The organism is Stagnimonas aquatica, from assembly GCF_003730135.1.
Taxonomy (GTDB): Bacteria; Pseudomonadota; Gammaproteobacteria; order Nevskiales; family Nevskiaceae; genus Stagnimonas; species Stagnimonas aquatica.
The window spans coordinates 14,563-39,265 of record NZ_RJVO01000001.1; the positions used below are offsets into that span (position 1 = coordinate 14,563).

21 protein-coding genes are annotated in these 24,703 nt (G+C 66.5%); 4 read left to right on the top strand and 17 right to left on the bottom strand.

Features of this window, described 5'->3' with window-relative positions:
- Positions 1 to 40: 40 nt before the first annotated feature.
- Genes ED208_RS00075 through hrpB form a run of 3 tightly spaced genes read right to left on the bottom strand, consistent with a single transcriptional unit; the run spans position 41 to position 5,267 of the window.
- Complete coding sequence (locus ED208_RS00075) at positions 41 to 1,954, bottom strand: ATP-binding cassette domain-containing protein (RefSeq protein WP_123209826.1); 1,914 nt, start codon at positions 1,952 to 1,954, stop codon at positions 41 to 43.
- Between the two features lie 15 nt (positions 1,955 to 1,969).
- Positions 1,970 to 2,551: an arsinothricin resistance N-acetyltransferase ArsN1 family B gene (locus ED208_RS00080; protein ID WP_123209827.1), complete on the bottom strand. Its 582-nt coding sequence runs from the start codon at positions 2,549 to 2,551 to the stop codon at positions 1,970 to 1,972.
- Between the two features lie 49 nt (positions 2,552 to 2,600).
- The gene (gene hrpB, locus ED208_RS00085) at positions 2,601 to 5,267 is read right to left on the bottom strand and encodes an ATP-dependent helicase HrpB (RefSeq protein WP_123209828.1); all 2,667 of its coding nucleotides are present in this window, start codon (positions 5,265 to 5,267) and stop codon (positions 2,601 to 2,603) included.
- Between the two features lie 38 nt (positions 5,268 to 5,305).
- Between hrpB and ED208_RS00090 the strand changes: the two genes are divergently transcribed.
- A complete protein-coding gene (locus ED208_RS00090; RefSeq protein ID WP_123209829.1) occupies positions 5,306 to 6,253 on the top strand; it encodes a methyltransferase domain-containing protein in 948 nt (315 codons plus the stop codon).
- A gap of 4 nt (positions 6,254 to 6,257) precedes the next feature.
- Positions 6,258 to 7,223: an alpha/beta fold hydrolase gene (locus tag ED208_RS00095; RefSeq protein ID WP_123209830.1), complete on the top strand. Its 966-nt coding sequence runs from the start codon at positions 6,258 to 6,260 to the stop codon at positions 7,221 to 7,223.
- 6 nt (positions 7,224 to 7,229) lie between these two features.
- Here the strand turns inward: ED208_RS00095 and ED208_RS16920 are convergent, their stop codons facing one another.
- Positions 7,230 to 7,496 carry a YkgJ family cysteine cluster protein gene (locus ED208_RS16920; RefSeq protein ID WP_148044647.1) on the bottom strand — a complete coding sequence of 89 codons (267 nt, stop codon included), beginning with the start codon at positions 7,494 to 7,496 and terminating at the stop codon, positions 7,230 to 7,232.
- Between the two features lie 61 nt (positions 7,497 to 7,557).
- Here ED208_RS16920 and tesB point away from each other — a divergent pair, with 61 nt between their 5' ends.
- Positions 7,558 to 8,460, top strand: a complete 903-nt coding sequence (gene tesB, locus ED208_RS00100; RefSeq protein WP_123209831.1) for an acyl-CoA thioesterase II — start codon at positions 7,558 to 7,560, stop codon at positions 8,458 to 8,460.
- 83 nt (positions 8,461 to 8,543) lie between these two features.
- Here the strand turns inward: tesB and ED208_RS00105 are convergent, their stop codons facing one another.
- The 12 genes from ED208_RS00105 to ED208_RS00160 all read right to left on the bottom strand — a co-directional run bounded on the left by ED208_RS00105 (position 8,544) and on the right by ED208_RS00160 (position 20,769).
- On the bottom strand, positions 8,544 to 11,618 hold the full coding sequence (locus ED208_RS00105; protein ID WP_123209832.1) for a diguanylate cyclase domain-containing protein: 3,075 nt from the start codon (positions 11,616 to 11,618) through the stop codon (positions 8,544 to 8,546).
- 191 nt (positions 11,619 to 11,809) lie between these two features.
- Positions 11,810 to 12,181, bottom strand: coding sequence for a DUF3613 domain-containing protein (locus tag ED208_RS00110; protein WP_123209833.1), 372 nt, complete (start codon positions 12,179 to 12,181; stop codon positions 11,810 to 11,812).
- Positions 12,178 to 12,921 carry a tetratricopeptide repeat protein gene (locus tag ED208_RS00115; RefSeq protein ID WP_123209834.1) on the bottom strand — a complete coding sequence of 248 codons (744 nt, stop codon included), beginning with the start codon at positions 12,919 to 12,921 and terminating at the stop codon, positions 12,178 to 12,180. Before ED208_RS00115 ends, ED208_RS00110 begins: the two co-directional genes overlap by 4 nt.
- Positions 12,921 to 13,856 (bottom strand): type II secretion system F family protein, encoded by a 936-nt coding sequence (locus tag ED208_RS00120; RefSeq protein ID WP_123209835.1) that lies wholly within the window; start codon positions 13,854 to 13,856, stop codon positions 12,921 to 12,923. The genes ED208_RS00115 and ED208_RS00120 overlap by 1 nt, the downstream gene beginning before the upstream one ends.
- Positions 13,853 to 14,785, bottom strand: a complete 933-nt coding sequence (locus ED208_RS00125) for a type II secretion system F family protein (protein WP_123209836.1) — start codon at positions 14,783 to 14,785, stop codon at positions 13,853 to 13,855. Before ED208_RS00125 ends, ED208_RS00120 begins: the two co-directional genes overlap by 4 nt.
- Positions 14,786 to 16,006: a TadA family conjugal transfer-associated ATPase gene (locus tag ED208_RS00130; RefSeq protein WP_123209837.1), complete on the bottom strand. Its 1,221-nt coding sequence runs from the start codon at positions 16,004 to 16,006 to the stop codon at positions 14,786 to 14,788. It lies immediately after the preceding gene.
- Between the two features lie 13 nt (positions 16,007 to 16,019).
- Positions 16,020 to 17,228, bottom strand: coding sequence for a CpaE/TadZ family protein (locus ED208_RS00135; protein ID WP_123209838.1), 1,209 nt, complete (start codon positions 17,226 to 17,228; stop codon positions 16,020 to 16,022).
- Positions 17,229 to 17,249: 21 nt separating this feature from the next.
- Positions 17,250 to 18,641, bottom strand: coding sequence for a type II and III secretion system protein family protein (locus ED208_RS00140; protein WP_123209839.1), 1,392 nt, complete (start codon positions 18,639 to 18,641; stop codon positions 17,250 to 17,252).
- Positions 18,638 to 19,561, bottom strand: coding sequence for a Flp pilus assembly protein CpaB (gene cpaB / locus ED208_RS00145; RefSeq protein ID WP_123209840.1), 924 nt, complete (start codon positions 19,559 to 19,561; stop codon positions 18,638 to 18,640). Before cpaB ends, ED208_RS00140 begins: the two co-directional genes overlap by 4 nt.
- A gap of 84 nt (positions 19,562 to 19,645) precedes the next feature.
- Entirely contained in the window at positions 19,646 to 20,122 is a 477-nt protein-coding gene (locus ED208_RS00150) for a TadE/TadG family type IV pilus assembly protein (RefSeq protein ID WP_123209841.1), read from the bottom strand.
- Complete coding sequence (locus ED208_RS17750) at positions 20,119 to 20,583, bottom strand: prepilin peptidase (RefSeq protein WP_123209842.1); 465 nt, start codon at positions 20,581 to 20,583, stop codon at positions 20,119 to 20,121. The genes ED208_RS00150 and ED208_RS17750 overlap by 4 nt, the downstream gene beginning before the upstream one ends.
- Positions 20,584 to 20,586: 3 nt before the next feature.
- The gene (locus ED208_RS00160) at positions 20,587 to 20,769 is read right to left on the bottom strand and encodes a Flp family type IVb pilin (RefSeq protein WP_123209843.1); all 183 of its coding nucleotides are present in this window, start codon (positions 20,767 to 20,769) and stop codon (positions 20,587 to 20,589) included.
- A 149-nt stretch (positions 20,770 to 20,918) separates the two neighbouring features.
- Between ED208_RS00160 and ED208_RS00165 the strand changes: the two genes are divergently transcribed.
- Positions 20,919 to 21,755, top strand: a complete 837-nt coding sequence (locus tag ED208_RS00165; RefSeq protein ID WP_123209844.1) for a symmetrical bis(5'-nucleosyl)-tetraphosphatase — start codon at positions 20,919 to 20,921, stop codon at positions 21,753 to 21,755.
- Positions 21,756 to 21,833: 78 nt separating this feature from the next.
- Here ED208_RS00165 and ED208_RS00170 read toward each other — a convergent pair whose 3' ends face one another.
- Entirely contained in the window at positions 21,834 to 24,662 is a 2,829-nt protein-coding gene (locus ED208_RS00170) for an efflux RND transporter permease subunit (RefSeq protein WP_233574724.1), read from the bottom strand.
- Positions 24,663 to 24,703 lie beyond the last annotated feature (41 nt).

A 24,703-nucleotide genomic window follows, 5' to 3' on the forward strand; every position in this document is an offset into this window, starting at 1 on the left:
CGGGGGGACCCCCAGTTTTGTCAAGCCGTCGCGACGGATTTCAGAGGCTTTTGTGGGCTTCCAGGCGCTCCCAGCGCTGGTAGGCGCCACTCAGCTCCTCGTTGAGGACCGATACCCGCTTCTGAACCTCGATGGCCTTGGCCGGCTCGCGGCCGTAGAGATCGGCCAGAGACTCGCCGAGCCGGGCAATCTCGGCCTCCAGCTTCTCGATGCGTGCGGGCAACTCCTGCAACTCGCGCTTCTCCTTGGAACTCAGCGCAGGACCGGCCTGGGGAGGCGCGACAGCCGCCACCGGCACCTCGGGCCGCGCCGTCGGCTTGCTGGCAGGCGCCGCCGCTGCCACCGCCGGCCGCTGACGCAGCCAGTCGCTGTAGCCGCCGATGTACTCCGCCACCCGCCCACCACCCTCGAAAGCCAGGGTGCGGGTGACGACGTTGTCGAGAAAGGCACGGTCGTGGCTGACCACCAGCACGGTGCCGGCAAAATCCAGCAGCAGGTCTTCGAGCAGGTCCAGGGTCTCGACGTCGAGATCGTTGGTCGGTTCGTCGAGCACCAGCAGGTTGGCGGGCTGGCTGAACAACTGCGCCAGCAGCAAACGCGCGCGCTCACCGCCGGACAGCACCCGCGTCGGGCTGCGCGCGCGGTCGGGCGTGAACAGGAATTCCTGCAGATAGCCCATCACATGCTTGCGCTTGGCGTTTTCGCCCTCGCCAATGGTGACGAACTCCTTGCCGCCGGCGATGTTCTCCCAGACTGGCTTGTTCTCATCGAGCGTGGCGCGCATCTGGTCGAACCAGGCGACCTCGATATTGGTGCCAGTCTTCAGCTCGCCGGAGGTCGGCTCCAGCCGCCCCAGCAGCAGGTTCAGCAGGGTGGTCTTGCCAGCACCATTGGGACCGATGATGCCGATCTTGTCGCCACGGATGACGTTGAGCGAGACGTTGCGCAGGATGGTGCGGCCGCCGACCGCGTAGCCAACATTCTTGGCCTCGGCCACCAGCTTGCCGGAGGCCGCCGCCTCCTGGACGATGAACTCCGCCTTGCCTTGCAGGTTGCGCCGCTCGGCGTACTGCCGGCGCATCTCCATCAGGCGGCCAACGCGGCCCATGTCGCGGGTGCGCCGGGCCTGGATGCCCTTGCGGATCCAGACCTCCTCCTGCGCCAGCTTCTTGTCGAACTCGAACTGGGTCTTGGCCTCGGAGGCCAGGCGCTCCTCGCGTCGGCGCAAATAGTTGTCGTAGTCGCCGGGCCAGCTGCTCAACTGGCCGCGATCCAGTTCGACGATGCGGGTCGCCAGCCGGCGCAGAAAGGCGCGGTCGTGGGTGATGAACAGCAGCGCCCCCGGCCAGGACAGCAGGAAATTTTCGATCCAGGCGATGCTGTCGAGATCGAGGTGGTTGGTGGGTTCGTCGAGCAGCAGCAGATCCGGCTCCAGCGCCAGCGCCCGGCCCAGCAGAGCGCGGCGCTTGTAGCCGCCGGAAAGATCGTTGAACAGGGTGTCGCCCGGCAGTTCCAGGCGGGTGACGATGGCCTCGACGCGCGCGTCCAGCGTCCAGCCATCGCCAGCGTCCAGCCGGCCCTGGAGCTTGCCCATGCGCTCCAGGATCTGGTCCAGGCGCTTCGGCTCCGCGTGCTCGGACTCGGCCAGCAGATGGTGGTACTCGGCCAGCACCTGACCGATCTCGCCCAGGCCGCTGGCGACCACGTCGCGCACCGTACCCGGCAGGCTGGCCGGGATGTCCTGCGGCATCTCGGCGATGCGCATGCCGGGCGCCTTGATCACCTCGCCATCGTCCGCCACCTGGGTGCCGGCGATGATCCGCAACAGCGTGGACTTGCCCTCGCCGTTGCGTCCGAGCACGCAGACCCGCTCGCCGCGCTCCACCACCAGGCTGACGCGGTCGAGCAGCGGCGGGCCGCCGAAGCGGAGGGTGAGGTTCTTGATGGTCAGCACGGGAAAGGGGTTCTCTTAGAGGGGAGCGACGAGCAGCGCCTGCCGCTCGGCCGGGGACAGTGCCGCGAACGCGCGCGGCTCTGCCGGGTGATCGAAATGCGTCTGCAAGGCCAGTTGCCACCAGCCGACGTCATGCCAGGCGGCGCACTTGTACCCGACCCGGCGGTAAATGCCCACCAGCGAGAACCCGCAGGCCTCGTGCAGGCCGACGCTGCCGGCGTTCGGCAAGGTGATGCCGGCGTAGGCGTGATACAGGCCCAGCGCCCGCAGGATGTGAAACAGACGCAGGTAGAGCTGCCGTCCCAGCCCCCGCCGATGCGCCTCCGGCGCCAGATAAATGCCGACGTCCACACCCCAGCGATAGGCGGCGCGGCTGCGGTGTTCGCTGGCATAGGCATAGCCCAGCACCCGCCCCTCGCGCTCGGCCACCAGCCAGGGGAAGCGGGCCATCACTGTTTCCAGACGCCTAGCCATCTCGGCCGCATCCGGTGGCGGGTCGATCTCGAAGGTGATGGCGGTGTCGCTGACGTAGGGCGCATAGATCGCCGCGATGGCGGCGGCATCGGCGGGAACGGCGTAACGGATGAGGGTGGTCATGACGGGAACTCGCGATCCAGGGCCTTGGGTTTACGGGAGAACAGGCCGATCAGGTGCCTCTGGGCTTCGCCCGCGCCGTGGCCTGGGCGGCCAGCGGATCGTCCGGCCAGGGATGGCGCGGATAACGGCCACGCAGATCCTTCTTGACCTCAAAGTAACTGCGCGCCCAGAAGCCGGCGAGATCGGCGGTGATGGCGATGGGCTTCCTCCCCGGTGAGAGCATGTGCAGCACCACCTTCACCCGGCCATCGCAGACCGTCGGGGTGTCGCTGGCGCCGAACATTTCCTGCAACTTCACCTCCAGCGCTGGCGCCTGCCCCGGCGTGTAGCTGAGTGCGTGACGGTTGCCGCTGGGCACGGTCAGATGGGTCGGCGCCAGCCGCGACAGCGCCTGCTGCTGCGGGTAGTCGAGCTGGGCCTGAAGCGCGCCCATCAGATCCAGCTTGTCGAGGTGACTCAGGCGGCTCATGCCGTCCAGATAGGGCGAGAGCCAGTCTTCCAGGCTCGCCAGCAGGGCCGGGTCGCTGACCTCCGGCCAGCCGGCCTCGGGCTGCCAGTGGCGCAGCGACTCCACCCGCGCCTGCCAGCCACGCGCGCCCTCGCTCCAGGGCAGCGCATGGAGGCCGGTGGCGCGGATGCCGGCGATCAGCGCGGCGCGGATCTGTTCGCGCGCGGCGGCATCGGGCTCGCGTAACGGCCGCGCCGACAGCACCAGAGCGCCCAGACGCTCCTGTTGCTCGGCCTGCACAGCGCCAAGGCCGGCATCCCAGCGCACCAGCGCCTCGCGACGCAGACGGCCGCCGTGCTCGGCGCGCAACTGCGCCTCGTCCAGCGGCGCGGCGAGGCGGATGCGACGCTGATTGCCTTCGACGCTCCAGTGCGCGATGGCCAGCCAGTCGGCGCGCGCCAGCGGATCGGTTTCCGGCAGCCGCGCCTCGCCGCCGTCGGCGCAGAGGAAGGCCACCTCACGCTGCTGGCGGCCGCTGTCGCGGCTGCCCTCGCGGCGGCGCGCCAGACGCTCGGGAAAGGCATGAGAGAGCAGTACCGCGACCGCTTCCTCTCCTGCCGCTGCCTGCGGGGAACGCTCCGGCGTGGAACGCCCACTCCCCGCCCCTACCCCGCTTGCGGGGGAGGGAGATTCCAGCAGCCGCAGGAACTGCCGCACCGAGTCCTGCACCCGCCGCAACTGACCCGGATCGCCACGGCCGGCGCGCAAACGGGCGACGCGCTCGCCGGCATCGCTGCCGCCATCGGCCTCGCGCTCCTCCAGCGCCGCCGCCAGCCATGCCGCCAGCTCGCCCTGCCCGCGCGCCTGCCCCTGCAAGAGCAGATGCGCCAGGCGCGGCGCGGTCGGCAGGCGCGCCAGTTGGCGACCGTGCGCAGTGATCCTGCCCTGGGCGTCGATGGCGCCCATTGCCAGCAGCAACTCGCGGGCATAGCTCCAGTTGGCGGCGGTCGGTGCGTCCAGCAGCCGAAGCGCGGCCGGATCGGCGATGCCCCAGCCGGCCAGTTCCAGCGCGAAGCGGCTGAGGTCGGCGGCGAGGACTTCCGGGGTGTCGTGCGCCACCAGGCGGCCGTGCTGCTCCTGCGACCACAGCCGGTAGGCGGTGCCCGGCCCGAGGCGACCGGCGCGGCCGGCACGCTGGTCGGCGGAGGCGCGCGACACCCGCCGCGTCTCCAGCACATTGGCGCCAGCGCCGAGATCGAAGCGGGCCGCGCGAACCAGCCCACCATCGACCACCGTGGTCACACCCTCGACGGTCAGCGAGGTCTGGGCGATGTTGGTGGCGAGGATCAGCTTGCGCCGGCCCTCGGCGTTGGGGCGCAGGGCCAGGTCCTGCAAGTCGCTGGACAGCTCGCCGTATAGCGGCCGGATCGCCAGCTCGCGGTAGCGCTCGCTCACCCGCCGCTCAACGCCGCGAATCTCGCGGGCGCCGGGCAGGAAGCACAGGATGTCGCCCTCGGTTTCGGCCAAGGCGTTGCTGACCAGCGCCGCCACTGCCTCGTCGTGCGCGGCCTCCGGGCGTGCGGGCCGGTAGCGGATGTCCACCGGGTACAGGCTGCCGCCGGCCGTGATGATGGGCGCTGGGACAATGCCCCTCCCCCCGCCTGCAGGGGGAGGCTGGGAGGGGGGCGTCGCAGCCATCGTCGCAGGAACGCCCCCAGCCTCTCCCGCAGACGACAGAGGGAGCAAGGGGTCAGCCAGCAGTTGCGCAACCCGCTCGGTATCCAGCGTCGCCGACATCACCAGGAGGCGCAGCTCGGGGTTGAGGTTGTCGCGGGCATCCAGCGCCAGCGCCAGCGCGAGGTCGGCATCGAGGCTGCGCTCGTGGAACTCGTCGAAGATCACCAGACCCACGCCCGGCAGTTCCGGGTCCGCTTGCAGGCGGCGGGTGAGCAGACCCTCGGTGACCACCTCGATGCGGGTCTCCGGGCCGATGCGGCGCTCGAAGCGGATCTGGTAGCCCACCCGGCCACCCACCTTCTCGCCCAGCAGGGCCGCCATGCGCGCGGCAGCGGCGCGCGCCGCCACCCGGCGCGGCTCCAGCAGCACGATCTTCTTGCCGGCCAGCCAGGGTTCGTCGAGCAGGGCCAGCGGGATGGTGGTGGTCTTGCCCGAGCCCGGAGGCGCCGCCAGCACCGCCCGGCCGGCCGCGCGCAGCGCCGCCCGCAAGGCGGGCAGAGCTTCGAGCGCGGGGTAGTCGGGCAGCTTCATGGGGCGCGCATTGTCCACTATGAGAGACAATTGCTGACATGAGCGAAATCGAATTGCACCGCAAGCTGCTGGGCGACGAGGCCCGCAACGCCGCCTTCCATGCCGCGCTGAAGTCGGTGATCGTGCCGGGCAAGAGCACGGTCGCCGATCTCGGCGCGGGCACCGGCTTTCTGTCCTTCCTGGCACGGCAACTGGGCGCTACGCACTGCACGCTGATCGAGTACACCGACACCCTGAACCTGGCCCAGGAGCTGGCGCGGCAGAACCGCATCGACGGCCTGAGCTTCATCCAGGGCCATTCGGCGGAGTTGAAGCGGCCGCCCAAGGTCGACGTGGTGGTCTCGGAAACCCTCGGCAACTACGCGCTGGAAGAAGGCCTGCTGGAAACCCTGGCCGACGCCCGCCGCTACCTGAAGAAGAACGGCGTGCTGATCCCCTGCGGCCTGCGGCAGTTCGTCGCCCCGGTGCTGAGCCCGCGCCTTCAGGACGAGATCGACATCTGGCCCAAGGTCGGTTTCGGCATCCGCCTCGACGAAGCCCGGCGGGTGAGCCTCAACAACATGTACGTGCGCCGCATCGACACCGCCGACCTCGGTGGTGACGAGGCGCTGGCCAAGGTCTGGGACCGTCTGGAGTTCCGCGCCGACGCCGAACCGGCGCCCTCGCTGCGCCGGCAAAGCCTGCACTGGTCGGCGAAGCCGCTTGGCGAAGCGACGGTCTACGGCTGGGCGCTGTGGTGGGAGGCCGAGCTGGTGCCCGGCATCAGCCTCTCGACGGCCCCCAGCGCGCCTGCCACCCACTGGGATCAGGTTTATCTGCCGCTGCTGGAACCGGTGCGACTGGCGACTGGCGAAACCCTGGAACTGACCCTGACCAGCGACACCCGTCCCGACGTGGGCGTGCGGGTCGGCTGGCGTAGCCGCCGGCTCGCCGAAGGCAAGGCCCTGCACACGCAGGAGCAGGACATCATGCAGGGGAGACTCTAGAAACATGGCGAAGAAACTGCTGTGGCTGGCACTGCTGGTGCCGCTGCTGGTATTCGGCGGCGTGGCCGGCCTGGCCTGGCTGGCGCCGGACACCGCCACCGGCCTGGCGATCCAGGCCGAGCGCCGCGCCTCCGGCCTGCACGAGCGGCGGGTGACGGTCGATGGCCTCGACTGGGTGCTGCTGGAAGGCGGGCCGGACGGCGACACGGCGCCACCGCTGGTGCTGATCCACGGCTTCGGCGGCGACAAGGACAACTGGACCCGCGTCGCCCGCACGCTGACCCAGACCCAGCGGGTTCTCATCCCCGACCTGATCGGCTTCGGCGATAGCGACCAACCGCCGATCAGCGCCGGCTATACCGTGCCGCAGCAGGCCGAGCGCCTGCACCGGCTCTTGCAGCAACTGGGCATCAGCAAGCTGCATCTGGGCGGCAACAGCATGGGCGGCTGGATCGCCAGCACCTATGCTGCGGCGCATCCCGACGCGGTGCTGAGCCTCTGGCTGCTGGCCCCGGCCGGCGTCGCCAACGCCGACAAGAGCGAGATGGTGCAGTTCATGGAGGCCGGCGGCGCCCTGCCTCTGGTAGTGCACGACCGCGCCGAATTCGACGCCCGGCTCAACTGGGTGTTCGGCAGCGCGCCGCCCCTGCCCGGCTTCGTGCGCAAGACCATGACCGCCCGCGCCGCCGCCAATGCCCTGCTGCACGAGCAGATCCGCCAGCAGCTCTACGGCGTCTCGCCGCCGCAGGAAACCGTGCTCGGCAACAGCCCGGCGGCGCAGTTGTCGGCGCTGATCGTCTGGGGCAGCAAGGACCGCATCCTGCACCCCTCCGGCGCCAGCGTGCTGCGCGGGCTGATGCCCAACTCCACTTCCATCCTGCTGCCCGGCGTCGGCCATCTGCCGATGGTCGAGCAGCCGCAGCAGTGCGCCGCCGACTATCTGAAGTGGCGCGCCGGCCTGTTGCCCTGAGTTAGTTCAGCGCGGCGGCGCTGGCAGGGTCTGGCGTTCCAGTTCGGCGATCCAGACCAGCGCGTGCTCGCGGCTGTCACCGCACATCTCCGGCTCGGGTCTTAAGCTGGCGCAGACGCGCGGCCGGGTCGGCTCGTGGAAGATCGCGCAGCGCAGATCCTCGGTGAGGTGTCCACAGCGCACACCCGCCGGCTTGCCCTGCGGGTGCAGCGGCATCGGCGAGGAGATCGACAGCGCGATGCAGCAGGCACCGCAAGCCGGGCGGCAATTCATCGGCAGGAACGGCGGGCAGCCGCGATAATGGGGGCATTCATTTCCGCCATTTCAGCACACGATGAGCGACGACAGCCCCAAGACCACACCCGAAACCTTCCTGCGCGAGCTGGTTGCCCAGCTTGATCTGGAAACCCTGGAACTCAATCTGTTCCGAGGCCGTTCCCGCGACCTCGGCGGCCGCAGCGTGTTCGGCGGCCAGGTGATCGGCCAGGCCATCGTCGCCGCCACCCGCACCATCGAAGGCCGCATGCCGCACTCGCTGCACGCCTACTTCCTGCTGCCCGGCGACATGAACGCGCCCATCGTCTACGAGGTGGACCGCATCCGCGACGGCGGCAGCTTCAGCGCCCGCCGCGTGCAGGCGATCCAGCACGGTCGTCCGATCCTGTCGATGATCGCCTCCTTCCAGGTGCCGGAAGACGGCCTGGAGCACCAGGTGACGATGCCCGAGGTGCCGCCGCCGGAATCGCTGCGCTCCACCGCCGAGCTGATCCCGCAGTGGATCGCCGAGGCCGGCGAGGTGCACCCGCGCATCCTCGCCTCGCTCAAGCGCGCCGAAGTGCTGGAGTTCCGTCCGGTCTACCCCTGGAGCCCGCTCAAGCCCAACGTCACCGAGCCGCGCCAGGCGATCTGGTTCCGCATCGGCCAGAACCTGCCGGACGCCCCCATCCTGCACCGCTGCCTGTTGGCCTACGCCAGCGACTTCAACCTGATCGGCACCGCGCTGCGCCCGCACGGCAAGAGCTGGTACTCGCCGGACATGGTGGTGGCCTCGCTGGACCACGCGCTGTGGTTCCACCGCGATCTGCGCGTCGACGACTGGCTGCTGTACTCGATGGATTCGCCGACCTCACAGGGCGCGCGCGGCATGACCCGCGGCCAGGTGTTTGATCGGCGGGGGCGGTTGGTTGCGAGCGTGGCGCAGGAAGGCTTGCTGCGACTCACCGACAAGAAGGCCTGAGCGGAGCTGGCGCCAAGCGGCGGCAGGCTGGCCTCTGCCGATTGCCGGGGCGGAGGTGATCGGGAAGACCCCGGACCGCCCGACTAGAGCGGCTTCAGCGGCCGGCCGCCGTAGCGGGCCATGAACTGCACTGCGGACAGCGGGGCCTGCAAGGCCGGGCTGCAGAAGTAGCTGACGCCCGCCTGCTGAAAGCGTTGCCGCGACTGGCCGGCGCCCAAACCCTCCAGCAGTAACGGCCGGCCAGCGCTGGCGTAGCGGCGGATGCGCTCCAGGCTGGCCTCATCCTGACTGCCGCCAGCGGCCGCTTCCGCCGGCAGCACCAGCAGGGCGACCGACTCCAGCACGGCATCGAGTGCCGGGCGGCGCACCGCCAGGCGTAGTCCCTGGCGCAGCAGCCGCGACCACAGCATGGGCAGGGAGTCGACCGCGTCTGGCCAGTCCTCGCCTTCGATCAGCGGAATCAGCTGCGACGGTGGCACCCGGAACTGCTCCAGCAGTTCCCGCAGACGCTCGGCGAACTCCGGATCACGCCACTGCCGGGCAGTCAGCGGCAACAGGATCGGCAAGGCTGGCAGGGCCTGCGCCTGATTGGGGCTTTGCAGCCGCAACACCTCGCGCAGCAACCAGGATTCGATCACCGAGTTCAGGCCCAGGCGGCGCGCGGCGCGCAGGGTTTCCTCGGAGCCGATGTCGCCGTGGCGCGGGTGCTGCCAGCAGAAATCCGCCTCGGCGGCTACCACCGAATCATCGACACCAAACACCGGCAGCAGGCGCAGCTGGATCTCCCCGGCCTCCAGGGCGGCGTGGATGTCGCGGGACAGGTCCGGCGGCTGTTCGCCGTCAGGGGTTTCGGGGTGATCGAGCGGATGCAGACGCACCTGTCCCGGCCCCTGCCGTCGGGCCTGGATCATCGCCAGATCGGCATGCCGCAACAGTCCTTCGGCATCGGCGGGATCCAGGGGCGAGAGGCTGATGCCGATGCTGGCGCTGAGCGGAAAGCGCTGTCCACGGACCTCCATCGGCACCCGCAGCTGCTCCTGGATTTTCTCCGCCAGCAGCAGCGCCTCGTCGGTGTCACGAACACCCTGGGCGAGCACCACGAACTCGTCACCGCCGAGACGGGACACCGTATCGGCGACCCGCAGACCGCTGCCCAGACGGTCGGCGACCGCACGCAGGATCTGGTCGCCGACGGCATGGCCATGGCGTTCGTTGATGGCCTTGAAGTCGTCGAGACCGAGAAAGAACAGCCCCAGCTGACGATCCCCGCGCGCAGCGACCCGCATCGCCTGCTGCAGACGGTCCACCAGCAGGGTGCGATTGGGCAGGCCGGTGAGACTGTCGAAATGCGCCAGCTGGCGCATCTGCTTTTCGGCGGCCTCGCGCTCGGTGATGTCGAGCGCGATGGCCATGAACACCGGCGGCTCTTCCTCGCGCGAGAACGACAGCCGCACTTCCACCGGGTAGCTGCTGCCGTCCTGGCGGCGGTGCCGGGTCTTGTAGCTGACGTGGTCGCTGTCGCCGCCACGCAGCTTCGACAGATAGCCTTGCAGGGCGGCAGGGTCGAGATCGGTGGCGATGCTGCTCAGACTCATCCGCGCCAGCTGCTCGGGCTTGAGGCCGAGATTGCGGCGGGCGCCCTTGTTGACCTCGATGAAGTACAGGGACTGCGCGTCGAAGACGTAAATCTCCTCGCCGGCGGCATCCAGCAACCGCCCCAGACGCTGGGCCAGACCCTGGCTGCGCAAGCGCTCGCTGATATCGCGCACCACCACCACCAGTCGCTCCTGATCATCACCCGGCATCACCTCCACCAGCAGTTCCGCCGGGAAGGTGGTGGCGTCCTTGCGCCAGCCAGCCAGCTTGGGCATGCGCCCACTGCCGGCAGCGACGTAGTCAGTGAGCTTGAGGCCCGGGGTATTCATGAACGGTACTGGCAGCAGACGCGGCACCGTCATCCGCGACATCTCCTCCTCGGTGTAGCCGAACAGGCGCAGGGCGCGGGCGTTGGCCGACTGAATTACACCCTGAAGATCGGTGGTCAGCACGCTTTCGGCGAGGTGATCGACGATCCCCTCGGCGAGCGCGGCACGCTGCTCCTGGCGCCGACGCTCGGCCACTACCGCGCTGATGTCGCGGAACAGCATCAACGCGCCCTGCCCACCATCGGCCAGTGGCAGAGGACAGGCGCTGGCTTCGACGTGCTGCTCGCTCAGACTGCCGCCGCGTGGCCGCAGCCGCAGCTGCTGACTGGCTTGCCCGCTGTGCTCGCGCAGACAGCGTTCCGCCGGGCTGGCCAGCGGCTGGCCCTGCGCGTCGCGCAGGTGAAACACGGTGTAGATCAGCTGCCCTATGGCGTCGCTCGCCGACCAGCCGGTGAGACGACTGGCGGTGGCGTTGATCGCTCGCACCCGCTGCTCGGCATCCACCAGCAGCATGCCGATCTGCATCTGGTCGTAGGCTTCTTCGCCCGGCATCGCCAGCGCGGCGAGGGGCGGCGGCGCAGGCTTGTCGGCACCGCCGGTCGGCGCGGCGGTCAGCCGCCTCGACAGCGTGGCCGCCGGCGGCCACAGAGCGCGCAGCAGCAACAGGCTGGCACCGCCGAACAGCAGCGCCAGCACGGCACCGTAGAAACCCAGTCGATAGAGACGCTCCACCGCCTCGTCGCGGACCAGGTGGGCGGTGTTGGCACCGATGGCGTATTCCAGCGAACCCAGGCGGCGCTCGCCGTCGTTGAGGCTGATGCGGCCGGTTTCGCCGAAGCTGTTGTAGAGCGCGAGGCGCAGCCGGCTGCGCGCCGGCGCCGACAGCCAGCGGCTGCGATTGATCGACTCGTAACGGCCGCGAGCGATCAGCGCCTGCCCATCGGCATCCAGCACCGCCAGGTAGCGAAAACCGAGGTCGGCACCTTGCAGCAGGCCCTGCAACGCGGTCTCCAGGGCGGCGTCGGTTCCGGTCTCGAGTATCGGAAGCAATTGGCGCTGCGCGGACTCCAATGCCCAGGCACGGTTGATCCGCACCTGCAGCTGCTGCGCCGACCACAGCGATTGCAAGGACAGCCACAGCGCGGCCAGCACGCTCAGTAGCGACAGCAGGGCCGCCGCCTGCACCCAGAGTGGCTGTTGCGCGCGGAACTGCTGGAGGCGGCTAGCCGGCATCGGCCGCCGGCCCGGCAGGACCAGCGCCGATACTCCGCACGCGGGCACTGGTACCCAGATGTCTCCGTTCAGAGGCGCTGCGCCGCTGATTGCCTGCGCGCAGGACCGCAGCGGCCGGCACGGTCGTAGTCAACAGCGCGGTCAGCTTCCGGGCGGCAATAACCTCGGCAACTCCGCCTGAACTGGGCCGGTCAGTTGCTGCTACTGCCATTGCCGCCGCTCTGTCCCTGGGAGCCAGCGCTTTCGCGCGTGAACTGTTCCGGGATCGGATGCTTGAAGCTGTCGAGATAACGCTGGTAGATCGCGTCGGCCACCTCGCCCGGCAGCGGACGCACCGCGCCGGCGGCGGCGCTGCCGCTGGCTTGCAGATCGATCCAGGCGTGAGAATCGGCGCCCAGCACCGGCTCGCTACCAGCCTCGGCCTTGGCCGGCGGCTCACGGCCGGCGTCAGCGGCAAACTGGCGCTGATCGGTCTGCGCGGCAGCCAGCGTCACCCAGCTGCTGAGCGTCAGCGCCGCGATCAGGGAAGCCAGGCCCGAAAACAAGTTGGCTGAGAGTTTCATCCGGCACCTCCGGTGCGGCTGGTGGTCTGGCGGCTGCCAGATTGAGGGGAAATTGGGGTCTGCTTCAGACTCTGCGCCTGGCTACGCAGGCGGGCAAGCGCGCCGGCGTCGACACCGGCCTTGTCGGCCACGCGCCGCACGGCCGCTTCGTCGCGCATCAGGATCAGCAGGATGATGAGGTTGTTGCGAGCCTTGGCCTCGTTCGGCGCCAGCTCGGCGGCGGTGGCAAGCTCCGGCTTGGCCTCGTTGTAGCGGCCCGCCTGCATCAGGGCGTAACCCAGGTCGTTGCGGACATCGACATCGGTGGGCCGCAACGCGGACGCCTCGCGCAGATAGCGGATCGCGGTCGGCAGATCGCGACTGGCGTAGAGCCTGCCCATTCCGTGCTTGGCGGAGCCGGCCTGGGACCCGGTCAACAGTCCTTTGTAGAGGACTTCCGCCTCGCGGGTCTGGCCCAGATTGCGCCGGGCGTCGGCTTCCAGCAGCCGCAGTTCGGGACTGTCGCCGTGGGCACGACGGTCTTCCTGGATGTGCGCGAGTGCGGCGTAAAACTGGCCCTGCGCCATCAGCGAGCGCACGGCATCGAGATAGAGCGCCGCCTCGGAGTTGGCAGCCGCCGACTTGCCCGAGCCAATCGGATTGTCGAGCGTGCGCAGACCACCGCAAGCCGACAGGCCGAGCAGCACCGTAGCCAGCGGAAGTGCCAGGCGAAGCTCGGTCCGGGACGCGGGAACCAGCATCAGCCGCCTCCGGAAACCGCGCCCAAGGCCTTCATCAGTGAAACCACCGCCGGTCCGGCCACGAAAATCAACAGCGCCGGAAAGAAGAACAGCACCATGATGACGGTCATACGCCCGGAAATCAGGTTGACCTTTTCGCGCAGTTCCAGACCACGCCTTTCTTCGATCAGGGACATAGCCTCCAGAAGCGGGCCGCGTACTTCTCCGCCATAGCGATCAACCTGACGCAAGACAGCGAGTACGCCGGTGAGATCATCCACCGACATCGCTTCGCCTAGATTCTTCAGCACGTCGGCGGTCTCGGCACCGGCTTCCAGTTGGCGGATGACCAGCTCGAATTCCGAGCCAAGTTCGGGCAACACGCCGCCTCCGTCACGAACGATGCTGGCAAAGGCCTGGCGAATGGAGAGACCCGCCTCGAACAGCAGCACCAGCAGATGCAAAAGCAACGGGACTTCTCGGGCGATTCGCTGACGGCGGGCGTTCGCCGCCGACCGCAGCACCCAGCGCGGCACGAGGAACGACAAAGAAAACAGAACAAAGGCGTAAAGCAGGATGCTCAAGCCCGGCGTCTTCCCCAGTGTCCATAGAGCGACTAGGAGCAGCACCATCAGCAAGGGTAAGACGGCCTGGAATACGTAGAAGACCAGCCGCCGGTCCGCCCCGCGCCAGCCCGCCTGGGCCAACAAGCGCGGCGTCTCGCCCTCCTTGTCCACCCACTGCTCGACACTCTTGCCAGTCCGAGCCAAGCCCTGCACCGCCGGATTGGCTGTGGCTTCCTCGAAATCCTCGGCCGGGGCATCCTGCCCAAGGACTCGGCGTTTCAGACGGCTGTCCTGGCGCGTACGCACGCCCAGCACAAAAAGTAGCGAAAGAGTGATCGCCGCCAGGACGATTGCAATCGCGACCACCACCCCGAAGGCAACGGCGTTCATGCGTCGGGGTCCTCGGTGGCATTCATCATCCGGAACAGGATGGCAACGCCAACCAGCTGCAGAACCACGGAGGCAATCAGGTACCAGCGCCCGCTGGGGTTGGCCCACATGGTGGCGTAGTAAGCGGTGTTGCGACTGAAAATGTAGAACGAGAGCGCCACCGGAATAATCGCCAACACCATCGCGGAGAATCGAGTCTCAGCGGTCAAGGCACGCAACTCGCGGGCCGCGACATCGCGCTGGCGGATGGTGGTTATAAGGCTCTTCATCACTTGCTTGAGTGAGCCACCGTACTTGCGGTTGATGGAAGCCGCCAAGGCCATGATCTTCAAATCGCGCAGGTGATGAATGTCACCGGCTTCGGCGAGAACAAAATCCACCGGGGCACCCAGTCGAACTTGGCGTCCAATACTGACGAACAGGGGTCGTATCGGATCTGGGGCCTCCCGGGCGGCCGCGGCCAGCGATTCCTCAAGCGTGTTACCTGCGGTCAATACCCGCATCACGCTTTCCAGAAACGGCGGCAGCTGCTCCACGATCTTGGCCCGACGACGGGCCGCATTGCGTGACAGTACGCCGACGACGATGATCATTGCGATCCCGATCGCCAAGCTGCCCGCCAGAACACCGAACGCCAGCAGCAGCAGGGGTACCAAGGCAACGGCCACCAGCAGTGCCTTGGCGACCGTCTCGGGCGGCAGATCAATGCCGGCACGCAGAAGCAGACGCGTCACAAAGCGCACCAGGAAGTTGCCTTGCGAACGACGCCGCACCATAAGTTCGTCGGGATTGGCTTCGTCGCCGAGCACCCGCAGGCGCAGGTCGACGTCGGCGCGGCGAGCAGAGCTATTGGCGCGCAGCAGCAATAGCGCTGCACCGATCCCCATCAACAGGGCGAGGCCGAAAAAGACTATGGCTTGAGCGGGCATTTAGTGGACGCCCCGCAAATCTTGACGCCGGCCGCTGACCGGGTCGTAGCGAAACAGATCCCGCAGCTGCAAGCCGTCGCCTTCGAGTCCGATTACCTCGGAGACGGCCATGAGCTTGCGTGCGCCAGTCGGAAGACGGGCTACGTGTACGAACAGGTCGATTGACGAAGCAATCTGCCCCCGGAACGTCGCGCTGCTGCCCTTGAAGCCGGCGAAGCCGGCCAGCAGCTCCAGGCGGTGGATGGCGTCCCGGGTGGAATTGGCGTGCAGGGTGGTCATCGAGCCGTCGTGACCTGTGTTCATCGCCTGCAGCATGTCGAGCACTTCATCACCGCGAACCTCGCCAACGATGATGCGATCCGGGCGCATGCGCAGGGCATTGCGAACCAGGTCGCGCGCGGTGACGGCCCGCTGGCCTTCGAGATTCGGCGGACGTGTTTCCAACCGCACCACATGGGCGTTTTCCAATCTCAACTCGGCGGCGTCCTCGACCGTGATAACCCGCTCCTCGGAGGGGATCCATTGGCTGATGAGATTGAGGAAGGTGGTCTTTCCCGACCCGGTTCCGCCAACCACGATGAGATTGGCGCGATCTCGAACCCGCTCGCGCAAGTAGTCGATTTCGATGCGGCTAACCGTATCGGAGCGCAGCAGATCGTCGGCGGTCAAGGCCGACTTGCGGAATTTGCGGATGGACAGGCAAGGGCCGTTCAGGGCGATCGGCGGGATGATGGCGTTGACGCGCGAGCCGTCGGGCAGGCGGGCGTCGACCATCGGAGTCGATTCATCGACCCGGCGCCCGATTGGGGCGAGGATGCGCTGGATCACCCGGATCACATGGTTGTCGTCAGTGAAGCGCACCGGCGCGCCTTCCAGCACACCACCACGTTCGACGAACACAGCGGCCGGCCCGTTGACGACAATGTCGTTCACCGTGTCGTCGTCCACCAGGTGCTGGATCGGGCCGAAGCCAGTCAGTTCGTGGCGGGCGTCGGCGGCCAGGGCCTCGCTTTCGCGCTGATTGACCGGCAGCCGATTGTCGAGCACGTAGCGGCGCACCTGCTCGCCCACGAAGCGCTCGAGCTTCTCATCGGCCCAGGTGGAAATATCAAGATCGCGCTCCTCGATCTGCTGGATCAGGAAACGGTGCAGGTTGCCCTTCAGCTGCTGGTACTGATCCGAGAGCCGGAAGCGCTGAACGGGATCGACGACGATGGACATGGTCGTCAGTCCCTTACCGGAACAGACGGCCCAGGAGGCCACCATTGCCAGCCTCGACCGGCGCCGCAGCACCCACCAGCAGAGCGCCCGCCAGTTTGCGCACGGCGTCGCAGTACGGATCCTTGGGCGCGACCGAGAACAACGATTCGCCGGAGTTCATTGCCTGAATCCGGTTGTAGCCTTCCGTGGTAAGCGTGGCCAGCAAGGGCAGATCAAACAGTTCCGCGAGATTGGCGGGCTCCAGCCCCAGGCGGCGACGGTAGTTGTCGATCACCAGTCCGGCGCGGTCGAGGTTGACGTCTTCGAGCCGCAGGGCGCGCAGCAGGTACTTGGTCTGGCGCGACTTGAGAATGGATTGGTCGGTGAGCACCAGAACCCGATCCGACTGGCTGACCGCCCCGCGCAGGAACGGAGTCCCGCTCTGGCCATCAAGAGCCACCACGACGACCTGGAACAGGCTGCGCAGCACTCCGAGCAGACGACCGAAATCCTCCGCCGGCAAGGTCGGCCGGCCGATTCCGTCTTCCGGCAGCGACAGCAGATACACCCCGCTGGAATGGCGCGTGAAAGCAGTGTCGACCAGCGTCTGATCGCAGCGGTGCACGTCCGAAACCGCGTCGATCAGACTGTAGGTCGGCGACAGGTTGAGGAAGATCGCGCCGGCACCGGCCGGCATGGCGGCATCCACCAGCAGGATGCGCTCGCCGTTGCGGGCACGCTCGGCGAAGCACAGCGCCAGGTGGGTGCTCAGGAAGGCGATGGCCTCGTAGGGCTGAGCGCCGATCACCGAGTACAGCTTGCCCTGCCCGACATTGGCGGCTACCGCCACCTGGGCAGCGGCACCGGCCCGACGCAGCAGCTTTCCGATCTGAGCGGCGAGCTTGCTGTCATCACGGCGCAGTACGAAGAAATCCCGGGCCCCGGAGCGCATGGCGGTGAGCACCGTGGCGGCGTCCTCGCTGGAACCCATGCCCACCACCGGCAGTTCCGGAAAACGCTCGACCACAGCCTCGACCAGCAGGGCACGTTCGGCGGCGTTGTAATCCTCGAAATCGCAGAACAGCAGATCCACCCGGCCAGCCCGTTCCAGCCGACCCAGCAGGTCGGCGGTGTCCAGCGGACGGGTGAAATTGCATTCGACACTGGAGCCCAGCGCCGCCTGCAACCAAGGCTGATAGGCCGGATCGTCGGCGATGACGAAGGCGGTGGCTTTTGAGCTCATGGAGGGCCGGGGCGGGTGCTGTTACTTGCTGAAACCGAAGGATTCCGTCTCGAACTTGCCACTTTCGAACAGCATCAACTGGCCGAAGGAGGGCCTGTAGGCCTCCACATCAGCCCCCGGCAGCGCCGGACGCCGGGCATCGCGGGCAATCGGTCGCACCAGGCGCGGGGTCACCACCATCACCAGTTCGCGCTGCTCGCGATTGACGCTGGAGTTCTTGAAGAAGGCGCCGATGACCGGAAGGTCGCCCAGCCAGGGCACCTTGTCGATGCTGTTGATCATCGAGTTGCTGACCAAGCCGGAGATCACGAAGCTCTCGCCATCGCCCAACTCCACGGTGGTGTCGGTGCGTCGGACCGACAGCGCCGGCACTGACACCCCACCGGAAGTGATGCCTGCCGAGAAATCGAGGTCACTGACTTCCGGAGCCACCTTCAGGGCGATGCGGTCACGCGACAGCACCGTCGGCGTCAGCGACAGCCGGATACCAAACTCGCGGTAATTCACCGTGATGCTGCTGTTGGTGCCGCCTTGGCTGACCGGGATCGGAAACTCGCCACCGGCCAGGAAGCTGGCGGTCTGACCGCTCATCGCGGTCAGGGTCGGCTCGGCGTAGGTGCGCGCCAGCCCGCGGTTCTCCAGCAGGCTGAGTATGCCCAGCAGACCGTCAGCCGGATTGCCGATCACCAGATTGAAGGCGTTAGTAATCGGCGCAGCCACCGAGGCGTCATAGGCGCCTCCGCTGCCATTGACGTCAATACGGCTGAGCGAGCCCGGAGTCAGCAAGCCCGCAGTAGTATTGGGAGTGTTCTTGAGGATGTTGAGCCCCATCTGCTGCAGGGTGCTGCGCTTGACCTCGACGATCTTCACCTCGGTCATCACCTGGGTGTCGAGCGCAACGCTGCTGCGGTCGGAAACCGAGGCCGGCTTGCCGGTTTCGGTCAAAGCCTGGAGGTCGGCGGCGATCTTGGCCCGCCGATGGGCCAGCACGCTATCGGTGGTTCCGGTGAGTCCGTCCTGCGCGTCGCTCTTGGCCTTGGCGGTTTCCGGGTCTACCAGCTTGGGCTTGACGGGGTCGACCGCCGGGCCGACGCGAAGACGGAATTCCTGCGCGCTCGCCACGCCCTTGGGCCAGATCAGCAAACTGGTGATGCCGGTTTTCTTACCGGTCACCAGCACGTCGCGGCGATTCACCACCGTGACCTCGGCCACCGCAGGATCGCCCACCGCGACCCGGGTGACTTCCTGAGGCTGGCGCAGCAACTTGTGGACGCCGGCCTCGACCGCGATGACCCGTGCGTCCGCAGCCAGAGCCGCCGGAGCCTGTGCGGCAGCCGCGCCCAACACCAGCATGCAGGCCATGCCGCATGCCATCACCGCCGACTGCATCGTTGCGTTCCTTGCGCGTTTCATTGGGATACCTTGGTGATCTGCGAGCCCTGGATAACCTCCACCACTGCAGGCGGAGCAAGCTTCTTCTCCAAAGCCGGTGGCGGCTTGACCCTGGACAGTTCGGCGGCGGTGATCGCCTTGTCCGGCACCTTCTGGTCCTTCTCCGCAGATTTCGCGGTCTCGGACAGCGGCAGCCCGGCCTCGGTCAACTCGGCTGGAGCTTCCTCGGAGGTCGCGGTCTGCTGGCCGCGCAAGGCCAACCGGACATCGCCCAGGCTCACACCCAGCATCACCCGGGTGGTGTCCTTGTCAGGCACGGCGATCACGGCGGTGCGCTGACGGCGCCGGCTGGCATCCTGCTTCTCATCGTCCTTGAGCCCCTCGGGGCGCTCGATGATGCGCTCCTCAAAGGCCAGCACCCGTGCATTTTCAAGCAGGACCCGCGACTGAGCGTCGTTGACCCCGGCGCCACCGCGGAAATACACCAGCACATCGACGTTGTCGCCTGGGCGGACAAAGCCGCCGGTGGCGACCACCTCGTTGACCTCCAGCGCCAGCGCCTGGTGCCCGGCCGGGATCACCTTGGCGAGGATGTTTCCTTCCTTGAAATAGCGATGGGTGATCGGAGCGCCGGCATCGACGTCCACCAGCGGCACCCGCCCTACCACCTCGTCAAGATTGGCGTAGTAGTCCGTCGGGGTCACGACCACGGGGACCAGGGAGACATCGTCCCGGGCGATGGTCTTGTAGGCCGCCAGGGGCTTGAGCGCGACCACAGCCAGCGTCTGCGGAGCCTGCTGGCCCACCACCTTGGCTGCATCCGCTTCCGCCTTGGCGGCGCGGGCGGCGTAGTTACGGCTCATGCTGAACCCGAGTGCGGCGAGCACTACGGTCAACAGCACCAGGATTACCGCTGCCACTTTCAGCGCTGTGCTGCTCATGTTCTGTCGATCCCTCGAAGTACCACCACTGGATTCTTACACGTCCCGGCAACGGAAAGCCTCTGTGGACGCTGACAATTTGATTCAGATGCGTGCGGTCGCCTGTGCCACCAACTGCGCCGGTACTGGCGGCATTGAAACACCGCCCGGCAATGAGAACGACGGAAACAGGTCTGGACTTTTCAATGGCAACCGCAGCTGGATGACGATGACATCGCTCCCGTCAACTGTACGAAACTGGGGCACCACTTTCTCACCGCTTTCACCAACAACAAGGGTCTTCTGCGGCAACCATTGCAACTGCTGTGCCGCCAACTGCTGAATCCGGGTTTGGATGCGAGCTGTGTAACTGCTCGAAGGTGTAGGGTTTACCGCCACGGCCGCCTCAGCGAGGTGCTGCGCGGTGTAAGTGATCGCTTGCTGCAGTACGTAGATGTAGGAATAGACGACCACTGCGTAGACCAAGAGAAACAGCACTGGGAATACCAATGCGAATTCCACCGCGGAGGCGCCGCGCTCACGAAGGCGGCCCTGGCCATTATTTCGGCGCACCGTGTTCATCGATTCCCCATAGACGTGAACAGCAACACCAGAAAGAAACCACCGCCAAGAGCTACGGCAGCTGGTAGGCGGACCGTGCTAGCTCTGACCGGACCCAAGCCAACCAGAACAAGTGTCGACATCAATCCTAGAACCAGGGCAGCCAACAGCATTAGCCAACACAGCCCTCCCCAGCCAACCAGGAAACCGAGTACCGCCGCAAGCTTAACGTCCCCGGCGCCGAGCCCGAACCAGAGATAGCCCGGCAGCAGTATCAAACCCGCCGCCAGCGCGCCCAGGAAACTGGAAACTGGACTGACTCCCAGGATACCAACGCCGAACCAGATCAAAGCCACTCCTGCTGGCAACAAAGCCGCCAACAGGAGCGTGTTAGGTACGCGTCGCTGTCGCCAATCCACCGCAGCGACCGTAGCCGCCCAGACAATCAGCGCGACGACCGCAGTTTCCCGGCCCGGACTCAAGTTCTACTTGGGCAGGGTGTCGCTGATGGCCTGGAACGCACCGCCCAGAGCACCACCGCCATCATCGGGCGCGAACACCGTCATGATTGCGACCAGCGCCACAGCGATCAGACCAACCACCAGACCGTATTCAACAGCGCTGGCGCCTTCTTCGTCCTTCAAAAACCGCATCACATTCTTCAACATGGTGTACTCCTTTAGTGGAAAACTTTGCGACCGGGCACTTGCTTTATCGCCAGACCAGTATGCGTTCCAATCCCGGGGTGTCAAAGACGCCCGAACGTCAAAAAACCGCCGCCTGTCCGCCGTTCGGCAAACGGCTCTGATGGAAGACCATGAGCCACTATGTCATCGGTGATCTGCAGGGCTGTTTCGAACCCCTGCAGCGTCTGCTCGAACACCTGAACTTCGACCCTGCCGCAGACCGACTCTGGTTCGCTGGCGATCTCGTCAATCGCGGCCCCGAGTCCTTGCAGGTGTTGCGCTTCATCCGTGGGCTGGGGAATACCGCCGTCAGCGTGCTCGGCAATCACGATCTGCATCTGCTGGCGCGCGCCGCCGGCGGCCGCGCCGGGCGCCGCGACACGCTCGATGCGGTGCTCGCGGCACCAGACCGCCAGGAGCTGCTGGACTGGCTGCGGCACCGTCCCCTGCTGCACGAACACGAGGGCTGGCTGCTGCTGCACGCCGGCTTGCCGCCGCAGTGGAATCTCGCCCAGGCGCGCCGGGCCGCACGGCAGGTCGAGGCGGTGCTGCGGGGACCGGACCATGCACGCTTTCTGTCCAGCATGTACGGCGACGAGCCTGCGCTCTGGAGTCCGGGACTGCGCGGCCATCGTCGGTTGCGCTTCATCGTCAATGCCTTCACCCGCCTGCGCTACTGCGATGCCCTCGGGCACTTGGACCTGCGCCCCAAGGGCGCGCCAGGCAGCCAAGCCGAGGGACTGATGCCCTGGTTTGCGGTACCCGGACGTGCCAGCCGGAACGCCGAAATCCTGTTTGGTCACTGGTCCACCCTCGGACAGGTGCACTGGCCGGAACATCGGGTATGGGGTCTGGATACCGGCGCTGTCTGGGGCGGGCGGCTGACCGCGCTGTGCCTGGAAACCCGCAGACTCACCCAGGTGGAATGCCCGGAGTACCGGCGCCCGGAGGGTGGCAAGCTGGACTGATGCTTCGCACGTCGGCCCAATCAAGCCGGCGCGCATGAAAAAGGCCCGGGGAATACCCGGGCCTTTTGGTTTGCCGCCTCAGTGGCGCGGCTTGAACACCGGCTGCTCGCCCGGGGCCAGTTGCTTGGGCTTCAGCAGGAAGGTCGCAATCGCCGGCAGCAGCAGCAGGGCGCCAAACATGTTGGCGATGAACATGAACATCAGCAGCTTGCCCATGTCGCGCTGGAACTGCAGGCCCGACCACAGCCAGGTGGCGACACCGAAGGCGAGCGTCAGACCGGTGAAGGCCACCGCCTTGCCAGTCATCTTCAGGGTCTTGAAATAGGCTTCCTTGTAGCGGTATCCCGCCGCCAGCGCGTCAGCAAAGGTTGCGTAGATGTAGATGCCGTAGTCGACACCGACACCGGCCGCCAAAGCCACCACCGGCAAGGTTGCGGTCTTCATGCCGATGCCGAGGATGGCCATCACCGCATAGGCCATCCAACTGACCAGGGCCAGCGGCATCATGATGGCGACAATCGACTGCCATTCGAAGAAGGACAGGAACACGCAGATCGCGATGCCGATGTAGACGATGTAGAGGATCGGCTTTTCGAGGCGGTGCACTTCCTCGTTGGTCGCCGCCATCACGCCCACCTGACCGGAGGCCAGGGCGAAGTTCACCGGGCAGACCTTGTCGAAGCTCTTGTGCTTCTCGTCCGCGGCGCCGATGGCGGCGGTCAGTTCCTGGATCTTGGGATGCGCGGCCAGCTCTTCGTCACCGATGCCCTTCTTGGCCTTCTTGAGCTTCTCGGTCTGGCGCTGTAGCGAAACCTTGGCTTCGCCCAGTTCGCGCCGGGCAGTGAGCTTGTCGGCGCAGTATTGGGCGTTGACGTCGTCATGCAGTTCGTAGAACTCCGCCGCGTTCTCCTGGTTGAAGACACCGACTTCGTGGACGATGCGCTCCAGCGTCGAAGCCTTGTGATCGCGGGTGAACACCATCACCGCCATCGCCGAGCAGTTGGCCGAAAGCAGGCCCGAGGAAGTCGGGATCGGCGTGATCGCCTGCACCATGGTGTACTGGTTGCGCGGCAGGACCTTGTACTTGGGGCTAGCTTCCGAGAAGGCCAGGTTCACCTGCCGCGCCGCCCAGGGCAGCGAGATGGTGGACTGCACGCCCTCGGTGTTGTCCATGCGCCAGCCGAAGCGGTCGATCTGATCCATCACGTCGTACTTCACGCAGGCTTCCGGCTCGGTCTCGGCGATCACCTTGATGATGTCGGTGCCGATGGCGAAGTTGGCCTGAACCGCCGCGGTGTCATTGTTGTAGCGGGAATCCGGCAACAGCTCGGGGACGCCGGCCTGGCTGTCGCCGACCTGCAGCTCCTTGCCCTTCCACAGACTCCAGCCCAGCAGCAGACCGGCAATGAGGATGGAGATGATCGCCGGCTTCGGATTGGTCATCTGCGATAGCAGGTGCCACAGCGGATCGAAGATCGCGTCGCGCTTCTCCTGCTTCTCGGCGAAGGCCTTGGGGTCGCCGATGTCGATCCAGGTCAGCCAGATCGGCATCATCACCTTGTTGGTGACGATGATCGCCGCCATGCCCAGGCAGGCGTTGAGCGACATCTCGCGGATGATGTCGATCGGGATCAGGCCGATCAGCGCGAAGCCGACCACGCCGGTCATGATCGCCATGGTTCCGTAGATCGCCAGACGGCGCCAGGTCTCCAGCGAGGCGTCGAAACTGTTGCGCTTGTTCATCGAAATCTCGCTGACCCAGGCGTTGCAGTACTGCACGCCGTGCGACACCGAGATCGACAGGATCAGGAACGGCACCAGGATGGCGAACGGGTCCAGCCCCTTGCCGAACAGCTTGAGCAGGCCAAACTCCCAGATCACCGCGGTGATGGAGCACACCAGCGGCAGCAGCGCCAGCTTAAAGCTGCCGAGATAGGCCCAGAGCAGCAACTGGGTCAGCACCAGGGTCAGCAGGAAGAAGCCGACCACCGGCACCAGCTCTTCGATGATGTCACCGACCACCTTGGCAAACCCGAGGATGTGAACGTTCACATCGGGGTTGTACTGCGGGTTGTCGATTTCCTCGTAGCTGGTGTGCTGAATGCCGATGCGAACAAGCTGCGGCGCCTCGTCGGGATTGGGCTGGTACTTGTAGTCAAACTTGTAGAGACCATCCAGCGCCTTGTTGAGGAAGCCCTGCGGCAGGCTGAAGCGCTCGCCAACAACGGTGCCAGCGGGAATCGACTCGTAGTCGCTGGTGAGCTTGTAGACGTACTTCTTCGGGCTCATGAAGCGGCCACGCACCTTGTCTTCTAGGATGCGGGCCACCGCGACGTAATCGAGCTTTTCGCCACTGACCGGATCCACCTCCAGCAACTCGGAGTAGATCATCGCGCCGCGCTGGTCGTTGGTGGTGTAGCGACCGACGTGACCACCCTTGTTCACATTGCCCTTGACCAGGGTGTACATCTCCTCGGTCGGCTGGTATTCGGCCGGGATGACGTTGCCGCCCTTGAACCCGCCTTCCACCACTTCGACGTAGCGGACATCGGGGGTGAACAGCGAGGACACCCGCGAGCGATCCACGCCAGGCAGGAAGAACACCTCGTCCGTGGCCGCCTTCAGCGAGGCCAGGAACTCGCCGTTGTAAATCTCGCCCTTCCCGTCCTTCTGGATCAGCGCCACCAGCACGTTGTTGGCGGAACCAAACTCCGCCTGATACTGCTTGAGCACCTTCATGTAGTCGTGCTCGAGCGGGATCGACTTGTCGTACCCGGCATCCGGCTTCATGGTCGCGGCCACGGCGGCGAAGAACACCGTCAGCACCAGCAGGATGCCCATGGTCAGCCAGCGACGCGCGTAGATCAGCGGCTCGATGGCGCGCAGAATCTTCTGGGACTTGGTCAAGGTTCCGTTATCGCTCATGTATTGAAGCTCCCCGCTGATCT

Bases quoted from the DNA above. Each gene is read 5' to 3' on its own strand.
- ED208_RS00110 (WP_123209833.1), bottom strand. From the start codon at position 12,181: ATGAAACTCTCAGCCAACTTGTTTTCGGGCCTGGCTTCCCTGATCGCG.
- ED208_RS00125 (WP_123209836.1), bottom strand. From the start codon at position 14,785: ATGCCCGCTCAAGCCATAGTCTTTTTCGGCCTCGCCCTGTTGATGGGG.
- ED208_RS16920 (WP_148044647.1), bottom strand. From the start codon at position 7,496: ATGAATTGCCGCCCGGCTTGCGGTGCCTGCTGCATCGCGCTGTCGATC.
- hrpB (WP_123209828.1), bottom strand. From the start codon at position 5,267: ATGAAGCTGCCCGACTACCCCGCGCTCGAAGCTCTGCCCGCCTTGCGG.
- ED208_RS00090 (WP_123209829.1), top strand. From the start codon at position 5,306: ATGAGCGAAATCGAATTGCACCGCAAGCTGCTGGGCGACGAGGCCCGC.
- tesB (WP_123209831.1), top strand. From the start codon at position 7,558: ATGAGCGACGACAGCCCCAAGACCACACCCGAAACCTTCCTGCGCGAG.
- ED208_RS00160 (WP_123209843.1), bottom strand. From the start codon at position 20,769: ATGTTGAAGAATGTGATGCGGTTTTTGAAGGACGAAGAAGGCGCCAGC.
- ED208_RS00135 (WP_123209838.1), bottom strand. From the start codon at position 17,228: ATGAGCTCAAAAGCCACCGCCTTCGTCATCGCCGACGATCCGGCCTAT.
- ED208_RS00140 (WP_123209839.1), bottom strand. From the start codon at position 18,641: ATGAAACGCGCAAGGAACGCAACGATGCAGTCGGCGGTGATGGCATGC.
- ED208_RS00150 (WP_123209841.1), bottom strand. From the start codon at position 20,122: ATGAACACGGTGCGCCGAAATAATGGCCAGGGCCGCCTTCGTGAGCGC.
- ED208_RS00115 (WP_123209834.1), bottom strand. From the start codon at position 12,921: ATGCTGGTTCCCGCGTCCCGGACCGAGCTTCGCCTGGCACTTCCGCTG.
- ED208_RS00095 (WP_123209830.1), top strand. From the start codon at position 6,258: ATGGCGAAGAAACTGCTGTGGCTGGCACTGCTGGTGCCGCTGCTGGTA.
- ED208_RS00130 (WP_123209837.1), bottom strand. From the start codon at position 16,006: ATGTCCATCGTCGTCGATCCCGTTCAGCGCTTCCGGCTCTCGGATCAG.
- ED208_RS00080 (WP_123209827.1), bottom strand. From the start codon at position 2,551: ATGACCACCCTCATCCGTTACGCCGTTCCCGCCGATGCCGCCGCCATC.
- ED208_RS00105 (WP_123209832.1), bottom strand. From the start codon at position 11,618: ATGCCGGCTAGCCGCCTCCAGCAGTTCCGCGCGCAACAGCCACTCTGG.
- cpaB (WP_123209840.1), bottom strand. From the start codon at position 19,561: ATGAGCAGCACAGCGCTGAAAGTGGCAGCGGTAATCCTGGTGCTGTTG.
- ED208_RS00120 (WP_123209835.1), bottom strand. From the start codon at position 13,856: ATGAACGCCGTTGCCTTCGGGGTGGTGGTCGCGATTGCAATCGTCCTG.
- ED208_RS00165 (WP_123209844.1), top strand. From the start codon at position 20,919: ATGAGCCACTATGTCATCGGTGATCTGCAGGGCTGTTTCGAACCCCTG.